The organism is Streptosporangium amethystogenes, assembly GCF_000721075.1.
GTDB classification, from domain to species: domain Bacteria; phylum Actinomycetota; class Actinomycetes; order Streptosporangiales; family Streptosporangiaceae; genus Streptosporangium; species Streptosporangium amethystogenes.
On record NZ_JOEQ01000004.1, the window covers coordinates 519,665 to 545,262 of the forward strand.

The window sequence follows — 25,598 nt, forward strand, 5'->3', positions numbered from 1 at the left end:
GATCACCCTGTCCCCAGGGTTATGGGCAGGCTAGAGGAGGTATCGCGATCAGTCGGTCTGGGTCACCTTGTTGAGACCACGTGGGGCGTCCGGGTCGATCCCCAGCCTGCGCGCGAGCGCCTCGGTGAGCAGCTGACCGGGGACGATCAGGCCCAGCGGCGCGACCCACTCGGGCAGGTCGGGGCCGTTCAGCGCGGCGGTGGACACCGAGGAGAGCGCGGTACCTCCGCCGACCGTATAGGCCGAGGCTCCCGCGCCGGTCACCCGCTCGGCGAGCGCCACGGTGCCGGCCAGGGTCGGGCCCTCGCCCGCCGCGACCAGGATCGCCGGGGTGTCCGCGTCGACCACGGCGATCGGGCCGTGCAGCAGGTCCGCGTACGACAGGCCCATGGCGTGCAGGTAGCACGCCTCCTTGAGCTTGAGCGCCAACTCCAGCGCGGTGGAGAAGGCCAGCCCCCGGCCGGAGACCACAACGCCGGGCTTGTCCGCCAGCCCCTCGACGATCGCCTCCAGGTCGCCCGGGTCATCGACCAGCTTCTCCACCGCGTCCGGGACCCGCCGCAGGTCGCCGGGGTCGACGTCCGCGCCGAGACCGAGGGCGAGCACCGCGAGGGCGGCGAGCTGGGTGGTGTAGGTCTTGGTCGCGGGGACGGCCTTCTCCTCGCCCGCCACCGTGCACAGGGCGAGGTCCGCGGTCTGGGCCAGCGGGCTCCGCTCTCCGCCGTTGGTGATGGCCACGGTCCGGGCGCCACAGTCCTTCGCCCAGGCGAGGGTCTCGACGATCTCCTCGGTCCTGCCCGACTGGGAGAGGGCGACGGCCAGCACGCCGTCGAGGTCCAGCCTGCGCCGGTAGGTGGTGGCGATCGAGGGTGCGGCGAGCGTGGAGAGCCTGCCCGTGTGCGCCTCGGCCAGATAACGGCCGTAGACTGCGGCGTTGTCGGAGGTGCCACGGGCGATGAACAGCAGCTGGCGGGTCTGCCCCGCGAGCCGCTCCACCTCCCCGGCCCTGGGGAGGAGGGCGTCGAGCGTGGCTCGCAACGCGGCGGGCTGCTCGGCTATCTCGCTGCGCATCTTGGTCGTCATCTCGCGCTCATCCTTCGGCTCGGACGGACGAGATCGGGCCGTTATCGATCCGTCTCCGGTCCGTACGTTGACACCCTTTTCCGGCCTGTGGTCTAGTCCGGACTAGACCAGTACGAACCATAACTCATCAGACACCTCAGATCGAGGGGGGAGGATCCCGTGGCCCAGATCGACCCGGACAGCCCGGTGCCCAAGTACTTCCAGCTGCGGGAGATCCTGCTCGACCTCATCGAGAACAACGAGCTGGCGATCGGCACCGCGATCCCGTCCGAGCGCGAACTCTGCCAGCGCTTCGGCCTGTCCCGCATGACCGTCCGGCAGGCCGTCGACCACCTGGTCTCCGAGGGCAGACTCCAGCGGGTCGCCGGCAAGGGCACCTTCGTGGCCCGCCCCAAGATCGAGATGGCCCTGCGGCTGACCTCCTTCAGCGAGGAGATGCGCGCCAGGGGCATGGAACCCGGCTCCCGCGACCTGGACCGCCGGGTGGTCAGGGCCAGCGCGCACCTGGCCAGGGAGCTCGGCATCCAGCCGGGCGACGAGGTCCACTTCATCGAACGGCTGCGGACCGCGGCGGGCGAGCCCATGTGCATCGAGCGGGCACACATTCCCGTCTCCATCGCACCCGACCTCGACACCCACGACCTGACAGGCCGCTCCCTCTACGCCCTGCTGGAGACCCGCTACGGCCTGGTGCTCGACGCCGGCGAGCTCACCATCGACGGCGGCATCGCCGACCCCGGCGACGCCGACCTGTTGAAGCTGCCACGCGGCGGGGCCGTGCTGCTGCTGCAGCGGCGCTCCTACGCGGGAGGCGTCTGCGCCGAACTCGGGGTCTCCACCTATCGCGCCGACCGCTATCAACTCCGTACGATCCTGGAGCTACCGACCCGCCGCGCCTGACCTCGCCCCTCGCCGCACTCCTCCCCCCCACCCCCTGGAGGAAAGCCCGATGAGTCCCCCCTCGGCGGACGCGGGCCTGTCCGCCGCCCACCGGCCCGGGTCCGCCGCGATGAGCGTGCTCCAGCGCCTGGGTCGTTCCCTGATGCTGCCGATCGCGGTCCTGCCCGCCGCGGGCCTGCTGCTCAGGCTCGGACGGGACGACCTCCTCGGCCGGACCGACAGCGTCCTGCTCGACGATGTGGCCCGTGTCGTCGGCACCGCGGGCGGCGCGCTCTTCGACAACCTGCCCATCCTGTTCGCGATCGGTGTCGCCATCGGGTTCGCCCGCAAGGCCGACGGCTCCACCGCCCTGGCCGCGCTTGTCGGCTATCTGGTCTTCCACGCCGTCAGCATGAACATGTTCTTCATCCTGTTCGACGCCGACCTGAGGGAGTCCATCACCACCGAGGTGTTCGAGCGGGCCACCCCTGGCGTTCCCAGCGTGGTACTCGACCTCGGCGCGCAGAACCCGACCAGGGTGCTCGGCGGCATCATCATGGGCCTGGTCTCGGCGCTGCTCTGGCAGCGCTACCACCGCACCAGGCTGCCGACCTGGCTGGCCTTCTTCGGCGGGCGCCGCCTGGTGCCGATCCTCACCGCCTTCGCCGGGCTGGTGATCGGGGTGTTCCTTGGCTTCGTCTGGCCGGTGCTCGGCGGCTGGGTCCGCGCCTCCGGGACCTGGCTCGCCTCCAACAGCGAACTCGGCGCCGGGATCTACGGCATGGTCAACCGCGCCCTGCTCCCCCTCGGCATGCACCACATCGTCAACAACGTGATCTGGACCCAGGTCCCCGAGTGCGTGGTCGACGGCAAGAAACTCGCCGGGGACATGATCTGCTTCAACAGCGGCGCCGTCGGCTACGGCGGCTTCGAGGCCGGCTTCTACCCGGTCCTCATGTTCGGCCTGCCGGCCGCCGCGATCGCCATCTGGCGGGCCGCACCGCCACACCGGCGCACCGCGGTCGGCTCGATCATGATCTCCGCGGCGCTCACCGCCTTCCTCACCGGGATCACCGAGCCGATCGAGTTCGCCTTCATCTTCGTGGCTCCGGTGCTGTTCGTGATCCACATCGTGCTGACCGGCATCTCCATGGCCCTCGCCTCCGCCCTGGGCGCCAAGCTAGCCTTCAGCTTCTCCTCAGGGCTGATCGACCTGGGCCTGTACGGGACCGCGCCCAACGCCCGGGGGATACCGATCGTCATCGTGATGGGGCTGGTCTACGCGGTGATCTACTACTCCGTATTCAGCTTCCTGATCAGGAGGCTGAACATCATGACCCCCGGCCGCGAGCCCGAACCCGACATCGACTCCGGCGAGCCGGCCGCGCCCCCCGGTGCGGTGCCTGGCGGCCCTGAGGCCGGACCGCCTGGCTCCTGAAGTGGTTTCGGCCGTCCAGCGAAGATCACAGCTCGGGCCGGAAACCGCCCCCCTCGGGGATGGACCACTCCAGCTCAAGGTCACCTTCTCCGCCCGAAGGGACGAACCAGCCGGGATTTTCGGAAAGTTGGCGGGCCGCGTATCTGGGCAGTGGGCCGGAAACTCCTTCATGTGTCAGTTTCTCCACTCGCAAGCCGAGCCCAATCGGAGTCACCCATGTCGCCCCCACGACGTCCGGCGCCGCTTCCCCGGATCGCGCCGTCCCCCGCCGCCGAGCCGCCCTACGACGAGGACCGCCCCGCGACGGACATCCCGGCCATGCCTCCGTACGTGCAGGGAACCCTCGCTCTCGCCCTCGAACCCGAGGCGCCGGCGCCTCCGACCGGGAAGCCACTGATCTGGGGCCCTCCGGGGGCTATCCCCGACGCGCGGCGGCTGCGTGCCCTCGCGCAGGCCGTCGCCGAGATCCTGTCCGGCAGGCGGCCGCCGGCGAGCGTCTCCTGTCACCTGACCGGCAGGGCCCAGGCCGAGCTGACCAGGAGCGGGAAGATCATCAACAGTGCGCGCCCGCCCCGGGCGGGCAGGGCCCACATCTCCCAGCCCGAGGACGGGGTGGTGGAGATGTGCGCGGTGGTCGACTGCGGCGACCGCTCGCGCGTCCTGGCGCTCAGGCTGGAGCGCAGGGGCGTGCGGTGGCTCTGCACCGATTTCGAGACGACTCCCTGACACGCCGGAGGGCCCGCACCCACGGGTGCGGGCCCTCCGGTCAGCGATCAGACCTCGGCGTTCTTGGGGTCGCCGTGGCAGCGCTTGTACTTCTTGCCGGAACCGCAGGGGCACGGCGCGTTGCGCTCGACGTTGCCGTACGCGTCACGCTCGGCCTTGGTCCTGATCCGGGTGTGCTCCACCTCACCGCTCTCCCCCGGAGCCGTGTACTCCAGCTCGGCGGGGCGCTGCGGGCCGCGCAGGCCACGGGCGATGATCGAGCGGGTCTCCGCGATCGCCACGTCCTCGGAAGGCTCGGCCTCCTCGACGATCGGGTTGCTCTGCACCTCGACCTCAAGGTTGAACAGGTAGCCGACCGACTCCTCCTTGATGCCCTCAAGCATCTGGGAGAACATCTCGAAGCCCTCGCGCTGGTATTCGATCAGCGGGTCGCGCTGGGCCATCGCGCGCAGGCCGATGCCCTCCTGGAGGTAGTCCATCTCGTACAGGTGCTCGCGCCACTTGCGGTCGAGAACCGACAGGATGACGCGGCGCTCCAGCACCCGCATACCCTCCGGGTTCATGGCCTGCGCGTTGATCTCCTCCTCGCGACGGTCGTAGGCGGCCATCGCGTCGGCCTTCACCCGCTCGTTGAGGAACTGGGCGGTGAGTTCCTCGCGGCTCCCGGCCTCCTCGATGAGCTCGTCGGCGGTGATGCTGATCGGGTAGAGCTGGCCGAGTGCCTTCCACAGCTTGTCGAGGTCCCACTCCTCGGCGAAGCCCTCGGCGGTGGCACCCGCGATGTACTCGTCGATCACGTCGTTGACGAAGCCACGGATCTGCTCGTGCAGGTCCGCGCCCTCCAGCACCTGGTGGCGCTCGGCGTAGATCACCTTGCGCTGCCGGTTCATGACCTCGTCGTACTTCAGAACGTTCTTGCGGATCTCGAAGTTCTGCTGCTCGACCTGGTGCTGTGCGGAGGCGATGGCCTTGGAGACGATGCCCGACTCGATCGGTACGTCGTCCGGGATGTTGAGGCGCGTCATGATCATCTCGACCCTGGCCGAGTTGAACAGGCGCATGAGGTCGTCCTCAAGCGAGAGGTAGAAGCGCGACTCGCCCGGGTCCCCCTGACGGCCGGAACGGCCGCGGAGCTGGTTGTCGATGCGCCGCGACTCGTGCCGCTCGGTGCCCAGGACGTAGAGGCCGCCGAGTTCGGTGACCTCGTCGTGCTCGGCCTTCACGGCCTCCCTGGCCTTCTCCAGCGCCTCGCCCCAGGCCTTCTCGTACTCCTCCGGGGTCTCGACCGGGTCGAGGCCGCGGCTACGCAGCTCCAGGTCGGCACGGAAGTCGGGGTTGCCGCCGAGCATGATGTCGGTGCCTCGACCGGCCATGTTGGTGGCCACGGTGACGGCGTGCTTGCGGCCCGCCTCGGCGATGATCGCGGCCTCACGAGCGTGGTTCTTCGCGTTGAGGACCTCGTGCTTGATGCCCTTGCGCTTGAGCTCCTTGGCCAGGCGCTCGGACTTGGCGACGCTCGTGGTGCCGACCAGGACCGGCTGGCCCTTCTCGTAGCGCTCCTTGATGTCCTCGACACTGGCCAGGAACTTGGCGTCCTCGGTCTTGTAGACCACGTCGGCCTGGTCCTTGCGGATCATCGGCCGGTTCGTCGGGATCGGGACGACACCCAGCTTGTAGGTCTGGTGGAACTCGTTGGCCTCGGTCGCCGCGGTGCCGGTCATGCCGGAGAGCGTCTCGTAGAGGCGGAAGTAGTTCTGCAGCGTGATCGTGGCGAGAGTCTGGTTCTCGTCCTTGATCTTGACGCCTTCCTTCGCCTCGATGGCCTGGTGCATGCCCTCGTTGTAGCGGCGGCCGTGCAGGACGCGACCGGTGAACTCGTCGACGATCAGGACCTCACCGTCGACGACGATGTAGTCCTTGTCCTTCTTGTAGAGCTCCTTGGCCTTCAGCGCGTTGTTGAGGAAGCCGACCAGGTGAGTGTGCTCGGGCTTGTAGAGGTTCTCGATGCCGAGCCAGTCCTCGACCTTCTCCACGCCGGACTCGAAGATGCCGACCGTGCGCTTCTTCTCGTCGACGGCGTAGTCGCCGGTGTTCTCCTCGCCGTCCTTGCCCTCGGTGCCCCTGCGGAGCCGGGGAACGATCTTGGCGAACTCGGAGTACCACTTGCCGGACTGCTCACCGGGCCCTGAGATGATCAGTGGCGTCCTGGCCTCGTCGATGAGGATCGAGTCGACCTCGTCGACGACGGCGAAGTGGTGACCGCGCTGGACGCACTCCTCCAGCGACCACGCCATGTTGTCGCGCAGGTAGTCGAAGCCGAACTCGTTGTTCGTGCCGTACGTGATGTCGGCGTTGTACTGCTTGCGGCGCTCGTCGGAGGGCATGTTGGCCAGGATCACGCCGACCTCGAGACCGAGGAAGCGGTGGATGCGGCCCATCTCGTCGCCGTCGCGCTTGGCCAGGTAGTCGTTGACCGTGATGACGTGGACGCCCTTGCCCGAGATGGCGTTGAGGTAGGTGGGCAGCGTACAGGTGAGGGTCTTGCCCTCACCGGTGCGCATCTCCGAGATGTTGCCCATGTGCAGGTTGGCCCCGCCCATGATCTGCACGTCGAAGTGGCGCTTGCCCAGCACCCTCCGGGACGCCTCGCGAACGGTGGCGAAGGCCTCGGGAAGCAGGTCGTCGAGAGACTCGCCGTCGATGTAGCGCTGCTTGTAGTCGGCGGTCAGCGCGCGAAGCTCGGCATCGGTCAGGCTCGTGAAGTCGTCTTCAATGGAGTTGACCTGGTCGGCGATCCGCTTGAGCTTACGCAGAAGCTTGCCTTCGCCGGCGCGAAGAATCTTATCGAGAAAGGCTGGCACTTTAGGTAAAGCTCCTCGCAGGTCTTCCGCGGCCGGACCGGCCCGGCTGAGGACGAGACATGGTTCTCCGCTGCCATCGTAGGCGGTTCCGCCACCAGACACAGCCACCCTGAAAGACGCTCTTGCGGCCTGTGGAGTTCCTTGCCCGCTTCTTTGAGAGAGTACGGCCAGCTTCAAAGGGTATGTCGTCTTTTGTCATGTCCGCATCAGGTGACCGTGCGGACCCGACATCGCCCCCCCGGAGGGAGAGGCCGTGACGGCGAGGGACAACCACTGGGGCAGGGCGTCATCCTGGCTGGCGGTGACCGTGATCATGTTGGGGTTCGGCATCGCCGGAACCGGCCTCTGCATGGGCCCCGACTGGTTTCTCCTGTGGGCGGGCACGACGGTCTGCGCCATCGGGGCCATTCTGGTGCTGGTCTTCCGGGTCTTCCAGGACGTCGTCCTGGACGGGCGGCGCACGACGCGCGACCGGACCGCCCGGGGCGTCCTTGGCTGACACCGGGTGGGGCTCGCCCTCACCCGACCCGGATCCACCCCGTCCGGCGGTGTTCTGACACCGGCATAACATTTTCGTCGGTGTCAGGCGCTAGCCTCAGCCGCACACCGTGTTGTCTTCTCCCGGGGCGGTCAATGAAGCTCTCCCTCTCTTCAGACGAGGCCCGTCGTATCATCCTCCGCGCTCAGGGGTTCCTCGGCGCGGAGTCCCGACGCGGCGGCGCCCCCGCGGCCCTGCGCCGCCTGGGCGCCGTCCAGCTCGACACGATCTCCGTGCTGGCCCGCTCCCACGAACTGGTCGCGTACGCCCGCCTCGGCGCCGTCGGCAGGCGGGAGGTCGAGCGGGCCTACTGGGACGAGCCCGCCAGGGCCTTCGAGTACTGGTGTCATGCCGCCTGCGTCCTGCCGATCGACGACTGGCCGCTGTACGCCTTCAGGCGGAGGTATTTCCGGACCAGGAAGTTCCGCTGGCACGAGGTGCCCGACAGCGTCGACAAGGTGCTGCAGCGGGTCCGTGAGAGCGGTCCGATCACCACCGCCGACATCGGCGGAGCCAAGAAGGGCGGCCCGTGGTGGGACTGGTCCGACTCCAAGATCGCCATTGAGTGGCTGCTCGACACCGGCGAGGTCGTCTGCACCCGCAGGGTGGGCTGGCGCCGCGTCTACGACCTGGCCGAGCGCACGGTCCCCGGGCATCTGCTGGCCGAGGAGCCGTCCGACGCCGAGTGCATCACCCGGCTCGCCGGCATCGCCGGGCGCGCGCTCGGGGTGGCCACCCGCGCCGACCTCGTCGACTTCCTGCGCCTGAAGGCGCCCGAGGCACTGCTGCTCGACAGCTGCCTGCGCGACGGGTCCGCCGGGCTGGTCCCCGTCCGCGTCCCCGAGTGGCCCGAACGTGCCGCCGACGCCTGGGCCGATCCCGCCGCGCTGGAGACCGAGCCCAGGGGCCGGCACCGGACGACTCCGCTCTCCCCGTTCGACTCCCTCGTCTGGGATCGCGCGCGCACCGCCCGCGTGTTCGGTTTCAACCACCGCCTTGAGGCGTACGTTCCCAGGGAGAAGCGCGTCCACGGCTACTTCACGATGCCGGTCCTGGCCGGGGGTCGGCTGATCGGGCGCGTCGACCCCGCCCGTGAGGGCGCCACCCTGGTGGCCCGCCAGGTGAGCCTTGAACCCGGCGTCACACCCGGCAGAGGCGCGACCTCGCTGGCCGGGGCGCTCTGGGAGGCGGCGAGCTGGGTCGGCTGCGATGCCGTCCGGGTCGAGCGGGTGGATCCCCTGCTGGCCGACCCCCTCCAGGACGCCCTGGGCCGGGCGCGCTGAGCCGGGTGCGCTGAGCACGGGCGCACCTGGCCGATCTCGCCGAGCCGTGACGCCGGACCACGACGCTGGGCCGCCCAGGCGCCGTGAGGCCCCGGCCTCCGCGCCCGTACGGCGGCACGGGCGCGGTGACCGTCCCGCGGTCACCGCACCCGGGGCGGGTCAGGTGATCTCAAGCATCCGCTCGCGGACCGCGTAGACCACCGCCTCCATCCGGGAGTGGAGCTGAAGCTTGTCCAGGATGTTCCTGACGTGGTTCTTCACCGTGTTCTCGGAGATGAACAGCTGTTTGGCTATCTCGCGGTTGTTCATCCCCTTCGCGACCAGGCGGAGCACTTCCATCTCCCGGTCGGTCAGACGCGGGACGGGGAGCTGCGGGGGCCGCTCGGCCTCCTTGCGGCTCATGCTGGCGAACTCGCTGATGAGTTTGGCGGCCATCGCCGGATTGATCAGCGACTGTCCTTCGTGGACACCGCGTACGGCCTCCGGCACCTCGTCGAGCTGGACGTTCTTCAGCAGGTAGCCGGTGGCACCCGCCTTGATCGCCTCGAAGAGATCTTCTTCCTCGTCACTCACGGTCAACATGATGATCCGCGTGCTCGGCACCGAGGCCTTGATCTCACGAGTGGCCTCGATACCGCTTCTTCGTGGCATCCGGACGTCCATGAGCATGACATCCGGAGTGAGGCGGTCGGCGAGCTCGACCGCCTCTTGCCCGTCGCTCGCCTCGCCGACAACCTCGATGTCCGTCTCCGCGGCCAGCGCCATCTCCAGGCTGCGGCGGATCAGCGCGTGATCGTCAACGATCAGCACGCGGATCGGTTCGCCGCGTCCGGTCGAGCTGGTCGCGTCGTCGGGTTCCGTCACGCCTCCTCCTCGGGGGGCCAGAGCCGGTGGACCGCCATGATTACACGGGTTTCATGGTCCTCGGTTGGTCGGAGAGGATCTTTGAGCGCGTTCGTCAGGGCTCGACGAGCCGCAGCACGCCGTAGTTGTACCCCTGACGCAGGTATACGACGCTCGGCTGCCCGCTCTCCTTGTCACGGAACAGGTAGAAGTCGTGCCCCACCAATTCCATCTCCAGAAGTGCCTGGTCGATCGTGATGGGATCGGCCCTGTGGAACTTCTCCCTGACCATCAACGGCCCGTCCCCATCCATCTGGATCGGGATGATGGTCTTGTCCTCGGAAAGGTCGGTCTCGGCCTGTTCGGTGGGCGGCCCGGCCGGGGCGCTCTCGAACGTCTCCGCGAGCGCGGTGGCCGTCAGTTCGGCGACCGAGGGGGGACAGTGGTTGCCGTGGTGGATCTTTCTCCGGTCGGCGAGGCGCCGCAGCCGTCCTTCGAGCTTGCCGAGTGCGATGTCAAGGGCGGCGAAACGGTCGTCGGCCGAGGCCTCCGCCCGGACCGCTGGACCACGTGAATGAATGGTGAGCTCGACGCGCTCTCGCTGATCGACGATACGGGGATTACGTTCTTTGGACACCTCCACGTCAACGCGAATGAGCTTGTGGTCCAAACGCTCGATCCTGGCCAGCTTGGTGTTCACGTGGTCACGGAATCGGTCACTCACTCCGGTGTGCCGACCCTTGACGATGATCTCCATGCACGGCCCCCCTTCGAATCTCGACGGTGGTACTGCGGCACCCGCTCGGCCGACCTGGTCTTCGTCCCCACATCCGCCTGCTGAGGGTTTCGCAGCTCTTTGCCACTACATGCCCTTCTCTTCTGGCGAGGAACATCTGGCTCCCCGGGAAGGCAGGACTTACCTCTAAGCCGCACCGTGATCGACCGACGAAAAGTCGTCTTACGTGGACCGTTTGGCCTGCGGCTGGCATCGGCTAGCCGTGCCGGCCTCCTGTCGGAGGTCGGTCCGGCGCAACCACGGACCCGAGCGGGTGCCATGGCTCAGACGCTATCCGCATCCCGGCCGAATGTCAGCTTGGCGATCGGGTCAAGGATCACTTTGGGTGGTTCACAGCCTGGCGGCCGATCATCAAAGACCCTGTCCCCACGGGTGGGCGGCGCCGGAGGCGAGAGCCGCTCGCCACCGCTGAGCAGCCCAGAAGGCACGATCGAGACAGTGAGGTGTGGCCCCGGAGTGAGGTGGGGCGTCGAACCGCCCTTTACCCTCCGTCACGTTCGCCGGTTCGGACTCTCCGGCGTGTCGCGGGCCGGCCGGCCCGACGGAGGCGACCGGCCATCGGCTCCGCGAGCCCGTTACCCTCCGTCTCGTTCGCCGGTTCGGACTCTCCGGCGTGTCGCCGCGACCGTGGCGGCGAAGGACGGCGTCACGCCGACCTCGCGCATCGCCCTCGCGGCCTCCGCGAGCGTCGCCCCGGTGGTGACGATGTCGTCGACCAGCACAACCGCCTCTGTGCCGCCCCAGGAGCGTGGCACAGGCGCGTTGCGGCCGACCGTGACAGAGAAGGCTGTGGACAGATTCGCAGCCCGCTGGAGCGAACTCAGCCCCGCCTGGTCGGCGACCCGCCGCCGCTGGGCGAGAACCCTCGCCACGGTCGCGGGCCAGCCGGCCTGACGGAGGCAACCGGCCGCCAGCTCCGCGAGCCTGGCCACCGGGTCGTGCCCGCGGCGCCGATGGGCCGGTCGGGCGCTGGGCACCGGCACGAGCAGCACCGGCCGCTCGCCGGCCGCCGTGGCGACGGCCAGGGCCAGGGCCCCGGCCAGGGGAGGCGCGAGGACCGTGCGGCCGCGCTCCTTGTAGGCGATGACCGCCCGCCGTACGGCGGGGGTGTACTCGGCCGCCGACCAGCACTCCGGCAGGCCCGGCGGGGCGGGGTCGGGCATCCGGCGCGCGGGCGTTCCGTGCAGCTCCGCCGCGCAGCGGGGACAGACGAGGGAGCCCGGCGCGTCGCATCCGGCGCAGCGGGGCGGCAGGATCAGGTCGAGCATGGCGGTCGTCACCAGCCCAAGATGTCATGTCGCACCGACAAAAAGCCCAGCCCAGAGCACCGGCCTGGATCCCGCCCCCGCCATGGGAGGCCCGGGGCGGCCCGTGGTCGAGGCGGCTCAGCCCAGGGGGAAGGCCGGCGCGGACGGTCCGTTCTCGGTGAAGTCCGTCGAACCGGTCTCGTTCTTGACCAGTGGCTCCCACTTGGTGGAGGTCCAGTAGAGGACCTGCCGGTTGCCCTGGTCGTCCTTGGCCCCGGCCAGCAGGATGCTGTCCAGCGCGGTGATGCTCTCTATCCCTATCCGTGAGTCGAAGGCCAGGGGTTTCGGCTCCGCGGTGACCGACGCCTCCAGCAGCTCCGATTTGCCGGTGAGCGCGTAGAGGGTCTTGCCGTCCTTCCAGGCTATGTCCTCGATCGTCCGCTTGCCCTCACTGTCCACCACGGTCTGGAGGTTGGCGATGCGCGTGTTCTCCCGCTCACCGATGACGGTGCCGACGTGGACCTGTTCGCCCAGCCCGTCCTTGACGACCACCGCGACGTGCACGCCGTCCCGCGCGACCTTCAGCGACTTGACGTAGAGCGTCTCCAGGTCGGGGGCCGACACCCGGTAGCGGTGCTTGTTGTCGCCGTCGTGCCTGGTCACGATCGAGGTGTGGTCGTTGGGCCGGTCGACGGTCCAGAGCGTGTCGTAGCGGTCCCACGACGGCTGGATGAGGGACTCGCCGGTGGCCCACACCCGCCACTCGCCGCCCGCGGCGAGGGGCGCGACCGAGACGCTCTTGCCGTCCTGGGCGAGCGCCGCCACCTGCTGCACCGGCTGGCCGCTGATCGCCGGGCGGGTCAGCCCGCTCTTCTTCTGGCCGGCCCTGCCCGGCACCGGCCGCCCGACGTTCTCCTTGTCCAGCAGCCACAGGGCGCCATCGGCGAGATAGAACGAGGTGACGGTGTCGGGGGTCGTCCACGGGTCGAAGTTCGACTGCTCCTGGGCGTCGATCTGCAGCGGCGTGTCGGCGTAGTACGACTCGCCGTTGACCTTGACCTCGAAGCCCCAGCCGCCCTTGGTGAGCGCGGTGAGCGTCGCGGCGAGCTGGGCCGACATCGGGTCGATCAGGTCGGGGTCCACCCGCCTGGTGAGGTCGACGACGACCCGGTTGTTCTCGGTGGTGACGTCGATCAGCTCGGTGTCGGCGAGGGCGGAGCGCACCGAGCCCTTGAGGGAGCTGCTCGGTCCCCGAAGCAGCCGCTCCACGGTCGTCTTGGCGAAGTTGGCGGCCGGGTCGATCGGTACCCGCACCTGATCGACCACCAACCCCTTCCAGTGGGAGTCCAGGAAATAGAGATCCACGGGGAGGTAGCCGCGGGCGACGTCGGCCTCGGAGAGCAGGAGCCCGTCGGGGGCCGTGCTGATGCGCCACTCCCCGCCCGCCCCCTTGGCGAGCGTGAAGGGCTGGTTCAGCGGGCCGCCGCTCGGACGGTAACGGCCGTCCTGATCGATGGTGGCGGTCTTGGTGCCCTTGAGTGTGACCTGGGCATGCTCGTCCCCCTCCCGGAGCGGCGCGAACTTCTCATAGTCGCCCTGCCGGTAGACCGTGACGCCGCTGTGCGGGTTCCACTTGTTCGCGAAGTCACCGGTGAGGTACTGGCGGGCGACCTGGAAGTCGGGGTCGTCGGGGCTCGCCATCGCGGCGCGGAAGCCGGTGACGACCTCCTCCGGCGACCAGGCGGCCTTCGGCGGCATCGCGATGACCCGCGCGTACGGGTCGCCCAGCGGATTGCCCTTGCGCTCGTTGTCGACGGCGACGACGGACTTGCCGCCGGTGGGGATGACCGAGCAGGCCGATACTCCACAGACCAGGGTGACGGCCAGGATCGCCGTCCCCGCCCTCCGCGCGCTCTCAGTCGTCATCGCGTCCCCCGTCGGCCACCGCGGGCGACAGCACCGGCGTCATGTGCCCGCGCCACGTGCGGCGCATCTCCACCTCCGGCGGTACCAGCGGCAGCGGCGAGCCCCGCAGGACCGCCCCTGCCACCCTGGGCAGCGAGAGCCGGAACTGCGACCCCTCCCCGTGCGAACCCCAGGCCTGCAGCCAGCCGCCGTGCAGGATGGCGTCCTCCCTGGAGATCGCCAGGCCCAGACCCGTACCGCCGATCGTGCGCGCCCTGGACGGGTCGGCCCGCCAGAACCGGTCGAAGACCAGGCTCTCCTCACCGGGTTTCAACCCCACCCCGTGGTCGCGTACGGCCACCGCCACCGCGTCCCTGTCCGCGGCGACCGAGACGACGATGTCCCGGCCCTCGCCATGCTCTATCGCGTTGAACAGCAGGTTGCGCAGGATGCGCTCGACCCTGCGGCTGTCCATCTCCGCCATGCAGGGCTCGCCGGGCAGGCGCAGGTCGAAGCGGGTGGAGTGGCGCTCGGCCAGCGCCTCGGAGTCGGCGACGGCGCGCAGCACCACGTCCCTGACGTCCACCGAGTCGACGTCGAGGTCGGCCGCGCCCGCGTCGTAACGGCTGATCTCCAGGAGGTCGGCGAGCATCGCCTCGAACCGGTTGAGCTGGTTCTGCATCAGCTCGGCCGACCTGGCCGCCATCGGGTCGAAGTCCTCGCGGGCATCGTAGAGCAGGTCGGCGGCCATCCGCACGGTGGTCAGCGGGGTGCGAAGCTCGTGTGAGACGTCCGAGACGAACTGCCGCTGGACCTGGGAGAGCTCCTCCAACTGGTGGATCTTCAGTGCCAGGTTGGCGGCCATCTCGTTGAAGGAGGTGGCCAGGCGGGCCAGGTCGTCCTCCCCGCGGACCTTCAGACGCTCGTCCAGGCGCCCTGCGGCCAGCCGCTCGGCGGCCTGCCTGGCCAGCCGCACCGGCGTGACGACCTGGCGGGTGACCAGGGAGGAGATCGCGGCCAGCAGCAGCACGAGGCCGGCGCCGACAAGGATGATCATCTGCTGGACGGAGGCGAGCGTCTTCTCCTCCTTGTCCAGCGGGACGAGGTGGTAGATCTCATACGACGAGTCGAGCCTGGTCCCCCAGGTGTCGAGGCGGGTACCGATGATCATTCCGGGCACCGGCTGGTCGGGCTGCCCCTTGTAGTACAGCGGGGTGTACCAGGTGCTGTCCTCGCCCGCCTCCTTCTTGAACAGCTCGTCGCGCTGCCGGGCCGGGATGCTGACGGGGTCGATGTTCGTGGTGCCGTAGAACTCCCCCGACAGCCCCTCGTTACGGATGATCACCGAGTAGCGGCTGGCGGACCCGGCCCGCCGCGCGAGCGCCTCGGTGGCCTGGCTGAGCGGGCTGCTTCCCCCCGGCTGGAGCGCCTGGCCCGACTCGACGGGCTGCTTGGCGGCCTCGGCCGGTTGGTTGAGATAGCCGAGCACCGCGTTCCGGTCGGCCTGGGCCTCGCTCTTCGCCGCGCTCTCCCTGGTCTCCAGGGTGGTCCTGACGATCTGCTGCATGAGGAAGACGCCGAGCACGGCGACGACCACGATGGAGATGACCATCGTGCTGGTGACCACGCGCAGCTGGAGCGAGCGCCAGAAGACACGGCGCGCCCTCCCGGCCGCCCGCCGGGTACGACGCCGGGCACCCCGCAGCAACTGGCGCGGGGTGCGACGACGTTTCTTCGGTGCGGGAGGCATCTCGGGCTCCGGGGGGAGTATCGACTAGGCCGGGCCGGCCTTGTAACCGACCCCCCGGACCGTCACGACGATCTCGGGATGCTCCGGGTCCTTCTCGATCTTCGCTCGCAGTCGCTGGACGTGCACGTTGACCAGGCGGGTGTCGGCCGCGTGGCGGTAGCCCCAGACCTGTTCGAGCAGGACCTCGCGGGTGAAGACCTGACGCGGCTTGCGGGCGAGGGCGACCAGCAGGTCGAACTCCAGCGGGGTGAGGTTTATGGTCTCCTCCTCCCGCTTGACCGAGTGCCCGGCGACGTCGATGGTGATGTCGCCGATCTGCAGGATCTCCGGCGTCGGCTCGTCGGTGCGGCGCAGCCTGGCTCGCACCCTGGCGACGAGTTCCTTGGGCTTGAAGGGCTTGACGATGTAGTCGTCGGCCCCGGACTCCAGGCCGAGCACCACATCGATGGTGTCGCTCTTGGCCGTCAGCATGACGATCGGCACCCCGGACTCGGCCCGGATCCGGCGGCAGACGTCGATCCCGTCGGCGCCGGGCAGCATCAGGTCGAGCAGTACAAGATCCGGCCGAGTGTCGCGGAACGCGTCGAGCGCCTTGTCACCATCGGAGACGAAGGAAGGTTCGAAACCCTCCCCGCGCAGCACGATACCGAGCATCTCGGCGAGAGCGGCGTCGTCGTCGACGACCAGCACGCGTCCTTTCATGGCCCCTCATTCGGTTTACGCAGTTCGGGAGTTATTGGGATAAACCGCTCGGTCGTCGAAGATTACCCTTGTCCGTCAAGTAGATGGCACCGGCCAACGACCAGCCTTCCGAATGACGAACTTTAGGCGTACACAACGCGAAGCGCGCAATGGTGCCCCCGCACGGTCACCACCGGTCCCGGCGACTGCGAACGCCGGGCGGCGATGCCCACGGTCCCAGTCTGCGGTAAGCGACGGCGTCTCGGCCATCCCTCTGGCATCTCCGCCGCTCTTCGGGGAGATGAAACGTCCGCGTGATCGCCCGATCATCACGAACGGTGTGACCACATGCCAGGATTGGGATATGTCAGACGGTCACGGCTCCGCTCCCGGTACGCCCCCGGGCTGGGCGTCCAACCAACCTCCGCCGTACGGCGATGCCCCGGGATCGCCGTGGACCGCACCCGGCTCGGTCCCCGGTCCCCCCGCGGGCCCACCGCCTCCCGGGCCACCCCACGGCCAGGCACCGCACCAGCAGGGCCCCTACGGTCCGCCGCCCCATGGCTCGCCACCCCATGGCTCGCCGCCCTACGGCGTGCGCCAGGAGCCCCCTGCGATGCGCCCCGGGATCATCCCGCTGCGCCCGCTCGGCCTGGGCGACATCCTGGACGGCGCGATCAAACTGATCCGCTCCAACCCCAAGAGCGTCCTGGGTCTGTCCGCGATCGCCGCGGCGCTGAGCGCGATCCCCGTGGCGATCGCGCAGGCGCTCCTGCTGGGCTCCACCGCGGCGATCCTGGAGAACCGGACGGACCCGACCGCGCCGGCGGACCTCCCGGAGATGAGCTTCCTCTCCCAGTACGGCGGCACCCTGCTCTCCTACGCGGTGCAGCTCGTGGCGGTGACGCTGCTGACCGGCGTGCTGACGCGCATCCTGGGCCGCGCCGTCTTCGGCGGCAAGATGACGACGGGCGAGGCCTGGGCGCTGACCCGGAGCCGGGTGCCCACGCTGTTCGGGCTGGTGATCGTCAGCACGGTGGCCCTGCTCGCCCCGATGCTCCTGATCGTCGGGCTGTTCGCCGTGCTCGACGCGGCCGACGCCGGACTCCCCGCGGTGGTCATCGCGGGCCTGCTGGCACTGCTGTCCTTCGTGGCGTACGCCCTGTTCATCACCACCCGGCTGGCGCTCGCCCCCGCGGCCGCGGTGCTGGAACGGCGCGGCGTCGTCGACTCCCTGCGCAGGTCCTGGAACCTGGTCTCCGGCGGCTTCTGGCGGACACTCGGCATCCTGCTGCTCACCCAGATCCTCGCCGGTCTGGTCGGCACGTTGCTCTCCTTCCCGTTCACCCTGGGCGGTAGCCTCCTGGGCCTGCTGGGCGGAGGTTCCCTCGGGGCGCAGATCGCCACGGCGGTCCTCATCGCCGTGGGCGCGACCGTCGGCGCGATGATCACCTATCCCTTCCAGGCCGCGGTCAACGGCCTGCTCTACGCCGACCGGCGGATGCGTACCGAGGCGTTCGACCTGGTGCTCCAGACCGCGGCGATCGAGCAGCGACGGCAGGGCTGGGTCCATGCCTCGGCCGACGACCTGTGGGACCCCTCCATCACGCCCCCCGGCCCCGTACGGCACGGGTTCCCCGATCAGGGAGCTCCGTGGTCCCACTCCTGACGTTCCCGTTCCCGACGTCCCCGATCGACATCGGGCGCGAGGAGGCTCGACGCCAGGCGATCCAGGAACTGCTCGGAGCCGAGTACGCCAAGGAGCCCCTGGTCGACCGCCTGTGGCGAGGGGTGAACCAGTTCCTCGGCGACCTGCTCGACCAGGAGTCGGCGGGCGTCGTCGGCAGCCTGGCGGCGCGGGCCGTCCTCATCGTGATCGTGATCGGGATCGCCGTCGCGGTGTTCCTGGTCGCCCGCAGGACCTCCAGGGCCACCTCCGCGCGCGCGCAGGGTCTCTTCGGTGACCGCCGCCTCAGCGCCGCCGAACACCGCGAGGCCGCCGAGCGGCTGGCCGCCGAGGCGCGGTGGGCCGAGGCGGTCCGCGAACGGCTCCGGGCCGTCGCCCGCGACCTGGAGGACCGCGTGATCGTCGATTCCACGCCCGGCCGCACCGCCGGGGAGCTGGCGGCCGAGGCCGGGCTCGCGCTACCCGCGCTCGCCGCCGAACTGGCCGCGGCGGCCCGGGTGTTCGACGACGTGACCTACGGCGAGGTGCCCGGCACGCCTGAGGCGTACCGGGTCATGTGCGCTCTCGACGAGCACCTGCGCGCCGCCCGACCGGCGCCGTCCGTACGGATGGAGACGCCATGAGCCTGGCCGCGCCCGAGCGAGCCGGGTCGACCTCCACCTCGCCGACCGCCCGCGGCCTCTGGCGCGGCGGCAGGGGCGCTCTCCTGGTGGCGATCCTGGTGGTCGCCGTCGCCGTCACCGGTGTGCTGCTCGGCGGCTCCGGACCGGAGGGAAGACCCCTCGACCCCGCCGGCACCTCGCTGTCCGGCGGCAAGGGCCTGGCCCGGCTGCTCCAGGCGCGGGGCGTGCGGGTCGCGCGGGTCACCTCGGTCGCCGAGGCCGAGTCCCAGGCCAGGCAGGCCGGTTCCACCGGCAGCACCCTGCTGGTGAGCGACGCCTTCCCACTCGACGAGGCGGAGGCGGATCGGCTCGCCGCGACACCGTCGGACCTGCTGCTGGTAGGCGTACGGTCACATCTGGAGCGGCTCGCGCCGGGGGTGCACCCGGTGCGGGAGGTGCGGGCGCGCTCCCGCGAGCCCCGGTGCGCGCTGCCGGCCGCGACGAGGGCGGGCAGCGCCTACCTCGGCGGCACGGCGTTCACCCTGCCCGCCGGGGCGACCGGCTGCTACCCCGCCGACGGGCGACCCACCCTGGTCTTCCACCCCACCGGGGACCGGAAGGTCACCGTCACCGGCGACGGGCAGTTCATGACCAACCTGCGGCTCACCGAGGACGGCAACGCCGCGCTGGCGACGAACCTCGCCGGCGGGCGCCCCACCCTGATCTGGCTGACGCCCCCCGAGACCACCTCGGCGGCACGGGGTGAGGCGGATTTCTACGATCTGATCCCCAGCGGGGTCAAGTGGGCCGTGCTGCAGGTGCTCGTCGCGGTGTTGCTGCTGGCGCTCTGGCGGGGCCGCAGGCTCGGTCCCGTGGTGGCCGAGCGGCTGCCCGTCGTCGTCAGGGCGGCCGAGACCGTCGAGGGACGTGCCAGGCTCTACCGTGCGAGGCGGGCCCGCGATCGGGCCGCCGCGGCCCTGCGCGCCGGATTCGTCGACCGGGTGACCCCCCGTCTCGGGCTGCCCTCAGGGGCGGGAACCGACGCGCTGGTGAACGCGATCGCCGAGCGGACCGGCCAGCCGGCGCCACATGTGGGCGCCGCCCTGTACGGACCTCCGCCACTCGACGAGGCCGGGCTGGTAGCCCTGGCCGAATACATGGACATCGTGGAAAGGCAGGTCGGAAAGTCGTGACCACACCACCGGGGAACGGCGATCTCGCCGAGGCGACCTCCGTCGTCAGGACCGCGCCCGGCGCACCCTCCGCGCAGAGCGCGGACGGTGCCAGGGAGGCGCTGGGAGCCCTGCGCGCCGAGGTCGCCAAGGCGGTCGTCGGCCAGGACGCCGTGGTCACCGGGCTGGTGATCGCGCTGCTCTGCCGGGGCCACGTGCTGCTCGAAGGCGTGCCGGGCGTCGCCAAGACCCTGCTGGTGCGTACCCTGGCGGCGGCGCTCACGCTCGATTTCAAGCGCGTGCAGTTCACCCCCGACCTCATGCCGGGCGACATCACCGGTTCGCTGATCTACGACGCGAAGACCTCGGAGTTCGAGTTCCGCGAGGGGCCGGTCTTCACCAACCTGCTGCTCGCCGACGAGATCAACAGAACCCCTCCGAAGACGCAGGCCGCGCTGCTGGAGGCGATGGAGGAACGCCAGATCAGCGTGGAGGGGGCGGCGCGCGGGCTGCCGGACCCGTTCATCGTGGCCGCCACCCAGAACCCCATCGAGTACGAGGGCACCTACCAGCTGCCCGAGGCGCAGCTCGACCGGTTCCTGCTCAAGCTGACCGTCCCGCTGCCGCCCCGCGACCAGGAGATCGCGGTGCTGGAGCGGCACGCGCTCGGCTTCGACCCGCGCGATCTGTCGCACATCAGGGCCGTGGCCACCGTCGCCGACCTCGCCGCGGGACGCGCGGCGGTCAGCCAGGTACACGTGGGCCCCGAGGTGCTCGGCTACATCGTGGACATCGCCAGGGCCACCCGCCAGTCACCCTCGCTCCAGCTCGGCGTCTCGCCACGTGGCGCGACCGCGCTGCTGGCCGGGGCACGGGCCTGGGCATGGCTGTCGGGCCGCGCCTACGTGACGCCCGACGACGTCAAGGCACTGGCCAGGCCCGCGCTGCGGCACCGGATCCAGCTACGCCCCGAGGCCGAGCTGGAGGGCGCGACCGCCGACGGCCTCATCGACGCCGTCCTCACCTCCGTCCCCGTACCCCGCTGACCCATGGCGCTGACAGGACGGGCCGCGCTGCTGGCCCTGCTGGGCACCCTGGTCGTGCTGTTCGCCCCCCGCGGGGGGCCCGCCGTGGCCGGGGTGGCGCTGCTGATCGCGGTGCTGGTCGTGATCGACCTGCTGCTGGCCGGAAGCGTGCGCACGCTGCGCTTCACCCGCTCGGGCGAGCGGCTGGTACGGCTCGGTGAGTCGGTCACGGTCGAGCTGATCGTGGAGAACCCCGGTCCCCGCAGGGTGCGCGGCGTGCTCAGGGACGCCTGGCCCCCATCCGCCGGGGCCGCCCCCCGGCACCTGCCGCTGGACGTGCCGGCCGGCGAGCGCCGTCGGCTGGTCACGACGCTCACCCCCACCCGCAGGGGTGACCGCGAGGCGGTCACGGTGACGGTGCGGGCGCTGGGGCCGCTGGGCGTCGCGGGACGCCAGGGCTCGCACCGGGTGCCCTGGTCGGTCCGGGTGCTACCGCCCTTCCTCAGCCGCAAGCACCTGCCCGCCAAGCTGTCCAGGCTCAGGGAGCTGGAGGGCCAGCATCCGTCGATGGTCAGGGGGCAGGGCACCGAGTTCGACTCGCTGCGGGAGTACGTGGTCGGCGACGACGTACGCTCGATCGACTGGCGGGCCACCGCGCGCCGCAACGACGTCGTGGTCCGCACCTGGCGGCCGGAGCGCGACCGGCGGGTGCTGATCGTGCTCGACACCAGCCGTACCTCGGCCGGGCGGGTGGGCACCGCCCCGATCCCGCTGGCCGGCGAGGTACCCAGGAGCGGTCCGCAGGGCAGGTCTCGGGTGGTGCCCGGCTGGCCCCGCCTCGACTGGTCGATGGACGCGGCGCTGCTCCTGGCCGCGCTGGCCTCCCGCGCCGGCGACCGGGTCGACCTCCTGGCCCACGACCGCGCGGTGCGCGCCTGGGTGTCCGGCACCGGCCGTACGGAGCTGCTGTCCTCGCTGGTCAACACCATGGCGCCGATCGAGGCCGAGCTGGTCGAGGCCGACTCGGCCGGTATGGTCGCGGCGGTCATGTCCCGGGCCAGGCGGCGCTGCCTGGTCGTCGTGCTGACCGACCTCAACCCGGCGGCACTGGAGGAGGGCCTGCTGCCGGTGCTCCCCCAGCTCTCCGCCCGGCATCTGGTGCTCCTGGCCGCCGTCTCCGACCCGCAGGTGGCCGAGATGGCCGCCGGGCGCGGCACCTCCGAGCTGGTCTACGGCGCGGCGGCGGCCGAGCAGCTGAGCGCGGGGCGGCGGCGGATCACCACCCTGCTGCGCCGCCAGGGCGTGGAGGTGGTGGACGCCGCCCCCGAGCAGCTCGCCTCCGCCCTGGCCGACGCCTACCTGGCGCTGAAGGCGTCCGGGCGGCTCTGACGGTCGTCCGGGCGCCCTGGAGCGTGTCCGGGGGATCCGAGCCCGGGAGGTCCGGTGGGGTGCTCAGCCGGCGCTCGGGGCGAGGTCGGGGGCGCGCTCCACGTCGCCGGTCTCGCCTGCGGCCACGGCCCTGCGGCCAAAGAAGATCACGTAGGCCAGGAAGGCGGCCTCCGCGACCACCCCGATGCCGATCCGCGCCCAGGTGGGCAGCCCCGAGGGGGTGACCAGCCCCTCGATCAGCCCGGAGACCAGCAGCACCACGACCAGGCCGAGCGCCACGCTCATCACGGCCCTGCCCTGCTCGGCCAGGGCCTCGACGCGCCTGCGCGGGCCGGGGTCCACGACCGTCCAGCCGAGGCGCATGCCGACGGCGGCGGCGAGGAACACCGCGGTCAGCTCCAGCAGGCCGTGCGGAGTGATCAGACCGAAGAAGATGTCGAGCTTGCCGCGCGAGGCCATCAACCCCGCGGAGACGGCCACGTTGACCGCGTTCTCCCACAGCACGTACGGGATCGGCAGGCCGAGCAGGATGGACATGATGATGACCTGCATCGAGACCCAGGCGTTGTTCACCCAGACCTGGCCGGCGAAGGAGGTCGCCGGGTTCTCCGAGTAGTAGTCGGCGAAGTCGTGCTCGACCAGCTGGGTGATCTGTTCCGGGGTGGCGATCGCCGCCTGGACGCCGGGGTTTTCCGCCACCCAGACGGCGACGACCGTGGAGACCAGCAGGAACGCGGCGGTGGTGGCCAGCCACCACCAGCGGGCCCGGTAGGCGACCACCGGGAAGGAGACGGTGAAGAAGCGGATGAACTCCCGCCAGGCCGGGGTGTGCGCCCCGGTCACCGCGGAGCGGGCGCGGGCGACGAGCGCCGACAGGCGACCCACCAGGATCGGGTCCGCCGAGGCCGAGCGGACCAGGGACAGGTGCGTGGCCACCCGCTGGTAGAGGTCGACGAGCTCGTCGACCTCCACGCCGTCCAACGAGCCACGCCGCCGGACCAGATCCTCAAGGCGGTCCCAGGCGGGCCTGTGCGCGGTGACGAATGCGTCGATGTCCACGCGGGCAGCCTATCCAGTCACGGGTAGGGTGCTGATTGTGTCCGATGTCGTAACCGGCGAGGCCGTAGTCGTCGAGGTCCGCGTCGCCCAGCTCCCGAGCAGGGCCGCGGCGCTGCTGATCGACATGACGGTCCAGGTCCTGATGCTGCTGGGGATCTCCCTGCTGGTCGGCAGCCTGGGCCTGCTGAGCGACCCTGCTCTGACGACGATGGTCTACCTCGTGCTCACCGTGCTCGTGATCGTGGGATACCCGGTGGTGTTCGAGACGCTCACGCGCGGGCGCAGCCTGGGCAAGCTCGCCCTCGGGCTTCGGGTCGTCAGCGATGACGGCGGTCCCGAACGGTTCCGGCAGGCCCTGTTCCGCGGGCTGGCCGGGGTCCTGGAGTTCTGGATGCTCAGCGGCGCCCCCGCGCTGATCAGCTCGCTGATCTCGGAGAAGGGCAAGCGGCTCGGCGACGTCTTCTCCGGCACCATCGTGATCTCCGAGCGCGCCCCGCGGCAGTACGGGCCTCCGCTGGACATGCCGCCGCAGCTCGCCTCCTGGGCGGCGACGCTGGAGCTGTCGCGACTGCCCGAGCAGGTCGCGGCCACCGCGCGGCAGTACCTCATGCGCTGGCACGATCTGGCCCCCGCCGTGCAGCACGGGATGGGGGTGCGCATCGCCACCGAGATGTCGGCCTTCGTGTCCCCGCCCGCCCCGCCCGGTGTGCCGCCCTTCGCCTACCTGACCGCCGTCCTGGCCGAGCGCCGGCGCCGCGAGCAGGCACGCCTGGCGCAGCGGACCGGCACGCCCCGGCCCGTCCAGCAGTGGTCCGGCCACGCCCCGCCCCAGCCCTACCTGACCGCGCCGTCACCCCGGCCCTATGCGCCTCCCGGAAGCGGAGGTCCGCCGTACGCTCCTGCCGGGGCCGCCCCCGACCCCTACGGCGGGCCCGCCTACCGGCCGTCACAGCCGCGGATCCCGCTCCCTCCCCCGGCCGGGCCGTCGTATCCGGCGCCCCCGTCACCCGCGACCCGGCCCGTCGAGCAGGCCCCCGGCCCCACGCCCGGCGGTTTCGTCCCTCCGGCCTGACCTTCTCGGACAGGCACGTCGTACGGGCGGCGAGACCTCGACGACGACCGCTCGTACGCCGTCCGTGGGCGAACCACGCGCGGCAGGCGAAGAGGGATGGCGGGAGCCCCGCCATCCCTCCTCTCAGCAGACCTGCGAACCCGCTACCGCTCTCACCTCAGGAGGTTCAGTGACCGCCCTGGTAGGAGGCCTGGGTCTGCACGTTCAGCCGGTCCAGGCGCACGTTCCTGGCCGGGTCGGTGCGGCGGTCGTCGATCTTGATGACCTCCAGGCCCCGGTAGAAGTCGCTGGCGTAGACATAGCCGTTGTAGTAGTACGCCGACCAGATGCCGCCACCCCCGCCGCTCGGCTCGGGGCCGCGCTCGAAGAAGCCGAACTCCTGCGGGCGGGCCGAGTCGGTGAAGTCCACGAAGGAGACGCCGCCCTGGTACCAGGCCTGGACCAGGATGTCCTTGCCCTTGACCGGGATCAGCGAGCCGTTGTGCGCGACACAGTTCTCGGTGTCGGCCTGGTAGCGGCCGATCTTGAAGTAGCTCCTGAAGACCAGCTTGCCGCGGACGATGTCGTAGATGGCGTCGGCGCCGCGGTTCGGGCCGATCGCCTCGTTGCAGGTGGCCGCGCCACCGCCGCCGAGCTCGTCGGTGAAGATGACCTTGGTGCCCCGGTTGTTGAACGTCGCCGAGTGCCAGAACGCGAAGTTCGGGTCGGTGGTCCGCGCGGTGACCACCGGGTTCTCCCGGTCGGAGATGTCGAACAGGACGCCGTCCCCCATGCAGGCCCCGGCCGCGATGTCCTTCTCCGCGTAGACGGTGATGTCATGGCAGCCGCTGGTCGGGCGTAGCAGGCCGGGCTGCGTCTCGTTGCCTCCGTCGGGGAAGACCACCGGCGTGCTGACCACGGCCGCGTCGGTCGGCTTGCGCAGCGGCACCTTGATGATCGAGATCTTGTCGTGCGGCGGCAGGCAGTCGGGGAACGAGTCGCTCGGGGCGTAGGAGGAGACGTACAGGTAGACGTTCTTCTTGTCCCTGCCCTTGCCGGGAACCAGCGTCAGGGTGTGCGAGCCACAGGCGGTTTCCACCGCCTTGATGTACCTGGGGTTCTTCTTGTCGCTGATGTCGAAGATCCGGACGCCCTCCCACGACTCCTTGATGTCGGCGCCCTGTCCGACGCTGTTGCAGGAGTCGTCGCTGCGGGAGGCGTCGACCGCGCCGAACAACAGGTCGCCGTAGACGGAGACGTCCATCTGGGAGCCGGGGCACAGGACGCCGCTGACGAGCTTGGCCCGCTTCGGATTCCTGATGTCGTAGATCGAGAAACCACCGTAGTTGCCGACGTAGGCGTAGTCGCCCTGGAAGGCGATGTCGCTGTTGACGGTGGTCTCAAGGCCGGGAAGCTTGGGCAGGGTGGCCACGTGTGTCACGTTGGAGCTGGTGACGACCTCACCGGGTGGGGGAATGTCAGCGGCCTGCGCGGAGACCGTGGTCATCAGCATCGCGGCGGCCGTCGCCGCCACGACCAATGCCCTGACGGTCCTTCGTGGAGCGAACACTCGGGTGCCTCCT

21 protein-coding genes are annotated in these 25,598 nt (G+C 70.4%); 11 read left to right on the top strand and 10 right to left on the bottom strand.

Translation table 11 applies throughout. The features are described 5' to 3' along the window. Positions 1-48: 48 nt before the first annotated feature. Entirely contained in the window at positions 49-1,083 is a 1,035-nt protein-coding gene (locus tag IG98_RS0107090; protein WP_030907288.1) for an SIS domain-containing protein, read from the bottom strand. 159 nt (positions 1,084-1,242) lie between these two features. Between IG98_RS0107090 and IG98_RS0107095 the strand changes: the two genes are divergently transcribed. From IG98_RS0107095 to IG98_RS0107105, 3 genes are all read left to right on the top strand, one after another. After that, positions 1,243-1,983, top strand: coding sequence for a GntR family transcriptional regulator (locus tag IG98_RS0107095; protein WP_030907291.1), 741 nt, complete (start codon positions 1,243-1,245; stop codon positions 1,981-1,983). Positions 1,984-2,032: 49 nt separating this feature from the next. Then, the gene (locus tag IG98_RS0107100) at positions 2,033-3,400 is read left to right on the top strand and encodes a PTS transporter subunit EIIC (protein ID WP_030907293.1); all 1,368 of its coding nucleotides are present in this window, start codon (positions 2,033-2,035) and stop codon (positions 3,398-3,400) included. A gap of 216 nt (positions 3,401-3,616) precedes the next feature. After that, the gene (locus IG98_RS0107105) at positions 3,617-4,126 is read left to right on the top strand and encodes an Rv3235 family protein (RefSeq protein WP_030907295.1); all 510 of its coding nucleotides are present in this window, start codon (positions 3,617-3,619) and stop codon (positions 4,124-4,126) included. A 47-nt stretch (positions 4,127-4,173) separates the two neighbouring features. Here the strand turns inward: IG98_RS0107105 and secA are convergent, their stop codons facing one another. Further along, on the bottom strand, positions 4,174-6,987 hold the full coding sequence (gene secA, locus IG98_RS0107110) for a preprotein translocase subunit SecA (RefSeq protein WP_030907297.1): 2,814 nt from the start codon (positions 6,985-6,987) through the stop codon (positions 4,174-4,176). Positions 6,988-7,240: 253 nt separating this feature from the next. On the opposite strand from secA, the gene IG98_RS0107115 reads away from it, so the two are divergent. Continuing rightward, positions 7,241-7,486, top strand: a complete 246-nt coding sequence (locus IG98_RS0107115; RefSeq protein WP_037969486.1) for an HGxxPAAW family protein — start codon at positions 7,241-7,243, stop codon at positions 7,484-7,486. Positions 7,487-7,620: 134 nt separating this feature from the next. Next, entirely contained in the window at positions 7,621-8,808 is a 1,188-nt protein-coding gene (locus tag IG98_RS0107120) for a winged helix-turn-helix domain-containing protein (protein WP_030907301.1), read from the top strand. A gap of 159 nt (positions 8,809-8,967) precedes the next feature. Here IG98_RS0107120 and IG98_RS0107125 read toward each other — a convergent pair whose 3' ends face one another. The 6 genes from IG98_RS0107125 to mtrA all read right to left on the bottom strand — a co-directional run bounded on the left by IG98_RS0107125 (position 8,968) and on the right by mtrA (position 16,051). After that, a complete protein-coding gene (locus IG98_RS0107125; RefSeq protein WP_030907303.1) occupies positions 8,968-9,672 on the bottom strand; it encodes a response regulator in 705 nt (234 codons plus the stop codon). Positions 9,673-9,766: 94 nt separating this feature from the next. After that, a complete protein-coding gene (gene hpf, locus IG98_RS0107130; protein WP_030907305.1) occupies positions 9,767-10,408 on the bottom strand; it encodes a ribosome hibernation-promoting factor, HPF/YfiA family in 642 nt (213 codons plus the stop codon). 614 nt (positions 10,409-11,022) lie between these two features. Then, entirely contained in the window at positions 11,023-11,727 is a 705-nt protein-coding gene (locus IG98_RS0107135) for a ComF family protein (RefSeq protein WP_157594190.1), read from the bottom strand. 105 nt (positions 11,728-11,832) lie between these two features. Continuing rightward, complete coding sequence (locus IG98_RS0107140; protein ID WP_030907311.1) at positions 11,833-13,620, bottom strand: LpqB family beta-propeller domain-containing protein; 1,788 nt, start codon at positions 13,618-13,620, stop codon at positions 11,833-11,835. Then, positions 13,610-15,349, bottom strand: a complete 1,740-nt coding sequence (mtrB, locus tag IG98_RS0107145; protein ID WP_030907314.1) for an MtrAB system histidine kinase MtrB — start codon at positions 15,347-15,349, stop codon at positions 13,610-13,612. Before mtrB ends, IG98_RS0107140 begins: the two co-directional genes overlap by 11 nt. 24 nt (positions 15,350-15,373) lie before the next feature. Then, entirely contained in the window at positions 15,374-16,051 is a 678-nt protein-coding gene (gene mtrA, locus IG98_RS0107150) for an MtrAB system response regulator MtrA (protein ID WP_030907316.1), read from the bottom strand. Positions 16,052-16,646: 595 nt separating this feature from the next. Here mtrA and IG98_RS0107155 point away from each other — a divergent pair. From IG98_RS0107155 to IG98_RS0107175, 5 genes are all read left to right on the top strand, one after another. After that, positions 16,647-17,699: a DUF7847 domain-containing protein gene (locus IG98_RS0107155; RefSeq protein ID WP_245651422.1), complete on the top strand. Its 1,053-nt coding sequence runs from the start codon at positions 16,647-16,649 to the stop codon at positions 17,697-17,699. Then, positions 17,684-18,340, top strand: coding sequence for a DUF4129 domain-containing protein (locus IG98_RS0107160; RefSeq protein ID WP_084195171.1), 657 nt, complete (start codon positions 17,684-17,686; stop codon positions 18,338-18,340). The genes IG98_RS0107155 and IG98_RS0107160 overlap by 16 nt, the downstream gene beginning before the upstream one ends. Continuing rightward, positions 18,337-19,512: a DUF4350 domain-containing protein gene (locus IG98_RS0107165; RefSeq protein ID WP_030907325.1), complete on the top strand. Its 1,176-nt coding sequence runs from the start codon at positions 18,337-18,339 to the stop codon at positions 19,510-19,512. The genes IG98_RS0107160 and IG98_RS0107165 overlap by 4 nt, the downstream gene beginning before the upstream one ends. A gap of 101 nt (positions 19,513-19,613) precedes the next feature. Then, positions 19,614-20,537 (top strand): AAA family ATPase, encoded by a 924-nt coding sequence (locus IG98_RS0107170; protein ID WP_030907328.1) that lies wholly within the window; start codon positions 19,614-19,616, stop codon positions 20,535-20,537. Between the two features lie 3 nt (positions 20,538-20,540). Then, positions 20,541-21,905 (top strand): DUF58 domain-containing protein, encoded by a 1,365-nt coding sequence (locus IG98_RS0107175; protein ID WP_030907331.1) that lies wholly within the window; start codon positions 20,541-20,543, stop codon positions 21,903-21,905. Positions 21,906-21,968: 63 nt separating this feature from the next. On the opposite strand, the gene IG98_RS0107180 is transcribed toward IG98_RS0107175, so the two are convergent. Continuing rightward, complete coding sequence (locus IG98_RS0107180) at positions 21,969-22,964, bottom strand: stage II sporulation protein M (protein ID WP_030907333.1); 996 nt, start codon at positions 22,962-22,964, stop codon at positions 21,969-21,971. Between the two features lie 37 nt (positions 22,965-23,001). Here IG98_RS0107180 and IG98_RS0107185 point away from each other — a divergent pair, with 37 nt between their 5' ends. After that, the gene (locus IG98_RS0107185; protein WP_084195172.1) at positions 23,002-24,036 is read left to right on the top strand and encodes an RDD family protein; all 1,035 of its coding nucleotides are present in this window, start codon (positions 23,002-23,004) and stop codon (positions 24,034-24,036) included. A 166-nt stretch (positions 24,037-24,202) separates the two neighbouring features. Here the strand turns inward: IG98_RS0107185 and IG98_RS0107190 are convergent, their stop codons facing one another. After that, the gene (locus IG98_RS0107190; RefSeq protein WP_030907339.1) at positions 24,203-25,585 is read right to left on the bottom strand and encodes an LVIVD repeat-containing protein; all 1,383 of its coding nucleotides are present in this window, start codon (positions 25,583-25,585) and stop codon (positions 24,203-24,205) included. Positions 25,586-25,598 lie beyond the last annotated feature (13 nt).